General features: G+C 65.9%; 6 protein-coding genes (1 of these 6 only partly in view). 4 read left to right on the top strand and 2 right to left on the bottom strand.

Annotated elements, in window-relative coordinates:
- The first annotated feature begins 17 nt into the window (after window positions 1-17).
- From prfA to K2Y42_RS15065, 3 genes are all read left to right on the top strand, one after another.
- Entirely contained in the window at window positions 18-1,103 is a 1,086-nt protein-coding gene (gene prfA, locus K2Y42_RS15055) for a peptide chain release factor 1 (RefSeq protein ID WP_291154003.1), read from the top strand.
- 19 nt (window positions 1,104-1,122) lie between these two features.
- Entirely contained in the window at window positions 1,123-2,049 is a 927-nt protein-coding gene (gene prmC / locus K2Y42_RS15060) for a peptide chain release factor N(5)-glutamine methyltransferase (RefSeq protein ID WP_291154004.1), read from the top strand.
- A 446-nt stretch (window positions 2,050-2,495) separates the two neighbouring features.
- Window positions 2,496-3,464 carry a DUF4167 domain-containing protein gene (locus K2Y42_RS15065; RefSeq protein ID WP_291154006.1) on the top strand — a complete coding sequence of 323 codons (969 nt, stop codon included), beginning with the start codon at window positions 2,496-2,498 and terminating at the stop codon, window positions 3,462-3,464.
- Window positions 3,465-3,566: 102 nt separating this feature from the next.
- Here K2Y42_RS15065 and K2Y42_RS15070 read toward each other — a convergent pair whose 3' ends face one another.
- A complete protein-coding gene (locus K2Y42_RS15070; protein WP_291154008.1) occupies window positions 3,567-4,337 on the bottom strand; it encodes an MOSC domain-containing protein in 771 nt (256 codons plus the stop codon).
- 226 nt (window positions 4,338-4,563) lie between these two features.
- On the opposite strand from K2Y42_RS15070, the gene clpB reads away from it, so the two are divergent.
- Window positions 4,564-7,197, top strand: a complete 2,634-nt coding sequence (gene clpB, locus K2Y42_RS15075) for an ATP-dependent chaperone ClpB (RefSeq protein ID WP_291154010.1) — start codon at window positions 4,564-4,566, stop codon at window positions 7,195-7,197.
- Window positions 7,198-7,355: 158 nt separating this feature from the next.
- Here clpB and K2Y42_RS15080 read toward each other — a convergent pair whose 3' ends face one another.
- A protein-coding gene (locus K2Y42_RS15080) for a M23 family metallopeptidase (RefSeq protein ID WP_291154012.1) crosses the window boundary here: on the bottom strand, window positions 7,356-7,745 show its 3' portion. Its footprint extends 1,653 nt past the window's final position; 390 of the gene's 2,043 nt are visible here — the last part of the coding sequence; its start codon lies off the right edge, out of view — the gene reads right to left on this strand; the stop codon is at window positions 7,356-7,358.

Here is a 7,745-nt window from a genome sequence, read left to right on the forward strand (position 1 = left end):
AGCTCTCAAGAAGACTCATGGGCGTTATTCCAAAAGAAAAGATCGGGCGTCTCATCGAGCGTTACGAGACCATCCAGGCGGAGCTGAACCAGGGCGCGCCGCAGGCGACCTATGTGCGGCTGACGCGTGAATTTTCCGAGCTTCAGCCGTTGATCGCCGCCGTGCGCCAGCTCGAAGCAGCCGAACAGGAGCAAAGCGATCTTCAGGCGCTGATCGCCGACCCTTCGCAGGACAAGGCGATGGTGGAGATGGCGCGCGACGAGCTGGACCTGCTTGCGCCGCGCATCGAGGAGATGGAACTCGGGCTTCGCGTGCTGCTGCTGCCGAAGGACGCGGCGGACGAGAAGAGCGCCATCCTCGAAGTCCGCGCCGGTACGGGTGGCGACGAAGCGGCCCTGTTTGCGGCCGACCTGTTCCGCATGTACCAGCGGTATGCGGATATTCGCGGGTGGCAGACGGAGGTCATCTCCATGTCGGAGAGCGATCTCGGCGGCTACAAGGAAGTCATTGCCTCGATCACGGGCAAGGGCGTGTTCGCGAGGCTCAAGTTCGAGAGCGGCGGGCACCGGGTGCAGCGCATTCCCGCGACCGAAAGCGGTGGGCGCATCCATACCTCGGCGGCGACGGTGGCGGTGCTGCCGGAAGCTGAGGATATCGACATCGAGATCAAGGACCAGGACATCCGCATCGACACGATGCGGGCGGGCGGAGCCGGCGGCCAGCACGTCAACAAGACGGACAGTGCCGTGCGCATCACGCATCTTCCGACCGGTCTCATCGTGGTCTCGGCCGAGAAGTCGCAGCACCAGAACCGGCGGCTCGCCATGCAGGTGCTGCGCTCGCGCCTGTTCGAATTGGAGCGTGAGCGCGTGGACAGTCAGCGCAGCGAGGCGCGCAAGAGCCAGGTGGGTTCGGGCGACCGGTCGCAGCGCATCCGCACCTACAACTTCCCGCAAGGTCGCGTGACGGATCACCGGATCAATCTCACGCTGCACAACATCGATCGGGTGATGGAAGGCGTCGGCCTCGACGAGATCATCGATCAGCTCATCGCCGAGGATCAGGCGGAGGCGCTGGCGGCGATGCAGGGGCACGACGGTTGAGGCCGCGGCGGGCGGGGCCATGACGGAAACGGACATGAGCGGCGCGACGCCCACATCCTACGAGGGACTTCAGGCTCGCGAGGCGATCGTGCGATTGACGCGCGAGCTGTCCGAGGCCGGCATCGACGGCGCGGCGCGGGACGCCCGCCTGCTGGTGCTCGGCGCGCTGGACATGACGGGGGCGGACCTGCTGCGGGAGCCCGAGCGGCGCGTGAGCGTGGACGGGGCGGAAAAGATCGCCAGCATGGCAGTCCGGCGGCGCGCGCGTGAGCCGGTGTCGCGCATTCTTGGCGAACGCGGATTTTTTGGACGGGACTTCGTGGTCACGCCTGCGACGCTCGATCCGCGGCCCTGCACCGAGACCGTGATCGAAGCCGTGCTGGAAATCGCGGCGCGCGAAGGCTGGCGCGAGCGGCCGATCCGCATTCTGGATATCGGCACCGGTTCGGGCGCGCTGCTCGTGACGCTGCTGGCTGAGCTGCCGCTGGCCTCAGGGGTCGGAACAGACATCAGCGAACCGGCGCTCGCGGCGGCGCGGGCGAATGCGGAGCGCCTCGGCGTCATGGGGCGGGCGGAGTTTCTGGCCCGTCGCACGCTCGACGGTGTGACGGGGCCGTTTGATCTCCTGGTGTCGAACCCACCCTACATCCCCTCCGGCGACATCGCGGGGCTCGATCCGGAGGTGCGGCAGTTCGATCCGCGCGCTGCGCTCGACGGGGGTGCGGACGGTCTCGACTTCTACCGGGCTTTCGCCGTGGACGCGGAGCGGGTCGTGCCGCAGGGGTGGGTCGTGGTCGAGGTTGGGGCCGGACAGGCCGAGGACGTTGCGCGGCTTTTCCGGTCAGCGGGGCAGCCTGGAATCGAGCGTGAGATCAAGGTGTGGCAGGATCTCGGCCAGCACACACGTTGTGTTGCAGTAAAGATACAGCATTATCCATCACTCTAAAAGGTCTTGGAATCGCTACCAGTCGGGTCTAATGTATGGGGACAGGACACAAGGCCATGCGCAATGGCCGATGACAGCGTTCTTGTTTGTCATTATTTCGCGCATGGCGAAGTGCGATATCGGCGGATAGGCGCCGTTGGTGATGCCGCAGGTTCTGCGTGCTCCCGATCCGGGCCTTGGGTGCCAATCGCATTAACGCTCCTCCCTTTCGGATATGCTTTGTCGTTCGGGCACTAATTTAAAGATGGATCAGATTGCGGCATCGGGGGCCGCAATGTTCTGATCGGTGTCAACACGGCGAGGCCGGGGGTTTTTTTTAGGTATCCGCCGGGCAACCGGTCTAGCGAAGCGCGGCGAATGGGACCGCGGAGGGTCAGTCTTTTTGGACAGCCGCGGGTTTCGCGCGCGGCACGCAACGATTTTCACAACTGTCGAGAATGGAGCCTATGAGGCAGGGACAGCAGAACCGCAGAGGGCGCGGCCGCAACAACAACGGTGGCGGTGGCAGCGGCGGCGGTGGTGGCGGAAATCACAACCGCAAGGGCCAGAACCCTTTGACGCGCAGCTTCGAGAGCACGGGCCCGGACGTCAAACTTCGTGGCACCCCCGCTCACATTGCGGAGAAGTACATCACGCTTGCGCGTGACGCCCAGTCGAGCGGCGATCCGGTGCTGGCGGAGAACTATCTCCAGCATGCTGAGCACTACAACCGCATCATCATGACCTACCGCGAGCAGCAGATCGCGCAGGGCGGCGGCGACTTGCAGAACGGCCAGGGCCGGCCGCGTCCGGCAGGCTTCGGCGAGCCGGTCTCGATGAACGACGAATTCGGCGACGAGGACGGTGAGTTCAGCGAGCAGGGCCAGCCGCAGGGCTATTCGCAGCCCCAGCAGCGCAGCGAAGGACAGCCGCGCCACAACGACGGTCCGCGTTACGACGACCGCGGACCGCGCCATGACGGCGGCGGACGGTCCTTCAATCGCGACCGCGGAGATCGCGGCGACCGGGGTGGGGACCGCAATTTCTCCGACCGCGGCGACCGTGGAAATCGTGACGACCGCGGCAACCGCGATGATCGTGGCAATCGCGACGATCGCTTCCAGCGGGCCGAGCGTCCGGAACGCGTCGATCGTCAGGAGCGCTTGGATCGTCCGGAACGCATGGATCGTCCGGAACGGGGCGATCGCCCTGAGCGGGTCGAGCGCGTCGAGCGTCAGGATCGGGCTCCGCAGCCGGATATCGGTGTCGAGGCCGCCGCAGCACCACGCCGCGCCGAGCGCGCGCCGGTGCCACATCACGAGCAGCCGGAGTTCCTTCGCCGTCCCGTGCGCCGTCCGCGCCGCGAGGCCGCGGCTGCAGGCGACGACGTCGGGGCGCCTCCCGCGCCGACGCCGGCCGTGGAAAGCAGCGACTGACGCACACGTCAGACACATCGAACATCATCGAGGCCGTGGGATCGCTCCCGCGGCCTCTTTATTTTGTCGCAGGCTGCATCTGTCGTTCCGGAGCGCCAGTGCTCAGAGCGTTACGCTGTCGCCCACGGACAGGTCGCCGTCGCTCAGGATCTCGGCATAGACGCCGAAGTCGGCGTGGCCCCATTCCCGCTGCAGCGACGCGGGGATTGCCATATCTCGCGCGCCAGTCGCCGGATCGACGTTGGTCGCCGCGCAACGGTCCGTCCGGCTGGTGACGCGCAGGCGCACGGCCTGCGGGCCTGACGTGCCGATCGCGATCTCGCGGCCGACCCAGTTGAATTCCTCCCACGGCGCCGGCCCGTCGATGACGACGTTGGGGCGGAATCGCAAGGGATCGACTGGCCGGCCGACGACCCGTTCGAGGTCGCGCAGCGAGCGCAGGCTGATGATGTGGACGCGTTTTTCTTCCGTATCGCTGAAGCTGTGACCGGGTGCGTGGACGATCCTCGGGCGGCCGCGCAGGCGATCGGCCATGAAGGCGGACAGGAACTGCTCGATGATCTGCCGCCCGACCGGCGCCGACAGGTCTCCGCTCGCGACCGGACGCCCGCCGCGCAGGAGCACCAGGCGAGATGTCTGCTCCTCGAAGCGCGCCTCGAGGGTGGCAAGGCGTTCCTCCCGCTTCAGCGTCAGGAAGCTCGATGGCGGCAGGTAGGCCGGGGCGTCGGCATCGAACCGGGTGGGGCCGTTCTCGATTGCCCAGGCCCGGTCGAAGGGCAGGGTCTCGCCGGCACCGACGGCGATGCTCTGCAGCGGGTCCGCCGAAAGGCCTTTGACGGGATATCGATAGAGACCCGTAACCACACCCGTCATTCGTGCGCCTCTCCCCTGGCTTGTCCGGTATTTTCATACCACGGCGGGCCGGTCCCCGATTATTTGGCCCTCCCCTTTATACCCGGCCGGGCCCACCTATATCAGCTCCAGGCGGCGGAGGCCGGGCGCCGGTTAGGGCCTGGACTCCGTTGCCGAAGACCATTCGTGACGGCACGACATGCGAGCCTCAGAGGAGGGCGGTGGCGTGCGCTGAGGAGGTATCGAGATGGATTTCGAGAAGTATACGGATCGCGCCAAGGGATTCGTTCAGTCGGCCCAGGGCCTGGCGTTGCGCGAGGGGCATCAGCAGTTTTCGACGGAGCACCTGCTCAAGGTGCTGCTCGACGATCCCGAGGGTGCGGCGGCCGGGTTGGTCGCGCGCGCGGGCGGGCAGCCGAAACAGGCGCTCGATGCGGTCGAGCAGCTTCTGGCGAAGAAGCCGAAGGTGAGCGGCGGCGGCGCGGGACAGCTCTACATCGCGCCGGAGCTCGCGCGCGTGTTCGACAATGCCAACAAGATTGCTGAGAAGGCCGGCGACCGGTTCGTGACCGTCGAGCGGCTGCTGCTTGCGCTCGCGCTCGAGAAGGGCTCGGAAGCCGGTAAGATTCTTGCCGCTGCGGGTGTGACGCCCGATCGCCTCAACGCGGCCATCAACGAGATCCGCAAGGGCCGCACGGCGGATAGTGCGAGCGCGGAGCAGAGCTTCGAGGCGCTGAAGCGCTATACGCGCGATTTCACGGAGGCGGCCGCCAACGGCAAGCTCGATCCGGTGATCGGGCGTGACGAGGAAATTCGCCGCACCATCCAGGTTTTGAGCCGCCGGACGAAGAACAACCCCGTTCTGATCGGTGAGCCCGGCGTCGGCAAGACGGCGATCGCGGAAGGTTTGGCGCAGCGCATCGTCGCAGGCGACGTGCCCGAAAGTCTGAAAGACAAGAAGCTTTTGTCGCTCGACATGGGCTCGCTGATCGCGGGCGCGAAGTTCCGTGGCGAATTCGAGGAGCGGCTGAAAAGCGTGCTCAACGAGGTGCAGGCCGAGGATGGCCGCATCATCCTGTTCATCGACGAGCTGCACACCATCGTCGGCGCGGGCAAGGCAGAAGGCGCGATGGACGCCGGCAACCTCTTGAAGCCGGCGCTGGCGCGCGGCGAGCTGCATTGCGTCGGTGCGACCACGCTCGATGAGTACAAGAAGAACATCGAGAAGGATGCGGCGCTGGCGCGGCGTTTCCAGCCGATCTTCGTCGACCAGCCGTCGGTGGAGGATACGATCTCGATCCTGCGCGGCCTCAAGGAGAAGTACGAGCTGCATCACGGCGTCCGCATCACGGACTCGGCGCTGGTGTCGGCAGCCGTGCTCTCCAACCGCTACATCACGGACCGCTTCCTGCCCGACAAGGCGATCGACCTCGTCGATGAGGCGGCGTCGCGCCTGCGCATGCAGGTCGATTCCAAGCCCGAGGAGCTGGACGCCATCGATCGCGACCTGATGCAGGCCAAGATCGAGCGTGAGGCGCTGAAGAAGGAAACGGACCAGGCGTCGAAAGACCGCCTGCAGAAGCTCGAGGGGACGATTGCGAACCTCGAGGAGCGGTCGAGCGCTCTGACCCAGCGTTGGCAGTCCGAGAAGAACAAGCTCGGCTCGGCGCAGAAAGTGAAGGAGGAGCTGGACCGCAAGCGGACCGAGCTCGTGCAGTCGCAGCGCAAGGGTGACTATGCGCGGGCGGGCGAGCTTGCGCATGCGGTCATTCCCGATCTCGAAGCGAAGCTCAAGGACATCGAGACCGCCGAAACGGTGGGCGTGATGGTCGAGGAAGCGGTGACGCCGACGCAGATCGCGGGCGTCGTCTCGCGCTGGACGGGCGTGCCTGTCGACAAGATGCTCGAAGGTGAGCGCGACAAGCTGCTCAAGATGGAAGAGGCGCTGGCGAAGCGCGTCGTGGGCCAGGACGAAGCCGTGAAAGCGGTTGCGACGGCGGTGCGGCGTGCGCGTGCGGGCTTGCAGGATCCGAACCGGCCGATCGGCTCGTTCATGTTCCTCGGGCCGACGGGCGTCGGAAAGACCGAGCTGACGAAGGCGCTGGCTGCGTTCCTGTTCGACGACGACAGCGCGATGGTGCGCCTCGACATGAGCGAGTACATGGAGAAGCACTCCGTGTCGCGGCTCATCGGCGCGCCGCCGGGCTACGTCGGCTACGAGGAAGGTGGCGCGCTTACCGAAGCCGTGCGGCGCCGGCCCTATCAGGTCGTGCTGTTCGACGAGGTGGAGAAGGCGCATCCGGACGTGTTCAACGTTCTGCTGCAGGTGCTCGACGAAGGGCGCCTGACGGACGGGCAGGGCCGCACGGTCGACTTCAAGAACACGCTGATCATCATGACCTCGAACCTCGGGGCTGAATTCCTGGCTGACCCGCGTCAGCCGATGGGCTTCGGCATGCCGGGCGAGAAGGACAAGGTGATGAGCGAGGAGGACGCCTACGGCCTCGTGATGGATGCCGTGCGGCGGCATTTCCGGCCCGAGTTCATCAACCGCATCGACGAGATCGTCGTGTTCCACCGCTTGCCGCGGGAGGCCATGGCGTCGATCGTCGACATCCAGATGAAGCGGCTGCAGGCGCTTCTTGCCGACCGCAAGATGACGATCGAGCTCGACGATCAGGCTCGGACGTGGCTTGCGAACAAGGGGTACGATCCGATCTACGGCGCGCGGCCGCTAAAGCGGGTGATCCAGAAGCAGGTTCAGGATCCGCTCGCTGAAGAGATCCTGCGCGGTACGGTCAAGGACGGCGATACCGTCCATGTCTCGGTGCAGGACGGCAAGCTGACGCTCAACGGCGTGCAGGTGAAGGCGGCGGCGTGAGGTAAGCAGCGGGCTGCCGTCAGTAGGCAGTCGTGTAAATGTGGAGCCCTCTCTTCGCGCAAGCGGAGGGAGGGCTTTGCTTATCCAGTGACTACGGATGAGGGCGCAAAAGTGCGCGCGGTACGCGTGTTTCTGCGGTCGCGGCGCGCGTGTGAGCGCTATTTGCTGGCGGTCAGAACGGGTGCGCGGCGCATCAGGTCGTCGATGCGGAGGCGCTCCTTGTGGAAGGCGGCCAGATCCTTGCCTTCGAGCTGGCGCTCGCGCGGCACCTCGATCGACAGCGGGTTGACGAACTGGTTGTTGACCAGGACTTCGAAGTGCAAATGCGGGCCGGACGATAGGCCCGTCGTGCCGATGTAGCCGATCACCTGGCCTTGGCGAACCTTCACGCCGGGGGCGGCGCCGGGGGCAAAACGCGACATGTGACTGTAGGCCGTCTGGTAGCCGTTGGCGTGGCGAATGCGGACATAGTTACCGTTGTAGCCCTTGCGTCCGGCCTCTTCGATGACGCCGTTTCCGGCCGCCAGAATGGGCGTTCCGGTGGGTGC

Origin of the sequence: Hyphomicrobium sp. (genome assembly GCF_019744875.1) — a bacterium.
In the GTDB taxonomy this organism is placed as follows: Bacteria; Pseudomonadota; Alphaproteobacteria; order Rhizobiales; family Hyphomicrobiaceae; genus Hyphomicrobium_C.

Coding starts and splice junctions, on each gene's coding strand:
- prmC (WP_291154004.1), top strand. CDS start 1,123: ATGACGGAAACGGACATGAGCGGCGCGACGCCCACATCCTACGAGGGA.
- clpB (WP_291154010.1), top strand. CDS start 4,564: ATGGATTTCGAGAAGTATACGGATCGCGCCAAGGGATTCGTTCAGTCG.
- K2Y42_RS15065 (WP_291154006.1), top strand. CDS start 2,496: ATGAGGCAGGGACAGCAGAACCGCAGAGGGCGCGGCCGCAACAACAAC.
- prfA (WP_291154003.1), top strand. CDS start 18: ATGGGCGTTATTCCAAAAGAAAAGATCGGGCGTCTCATCGAGCGTTAC.
- K2Y42_RS15070 (WP_291154008.1), bottom strand. CDS start 4,337: ATGACGGGTGTGGTTACGGGTCTCTATCGATATCCCGTCAAAGGCCTT.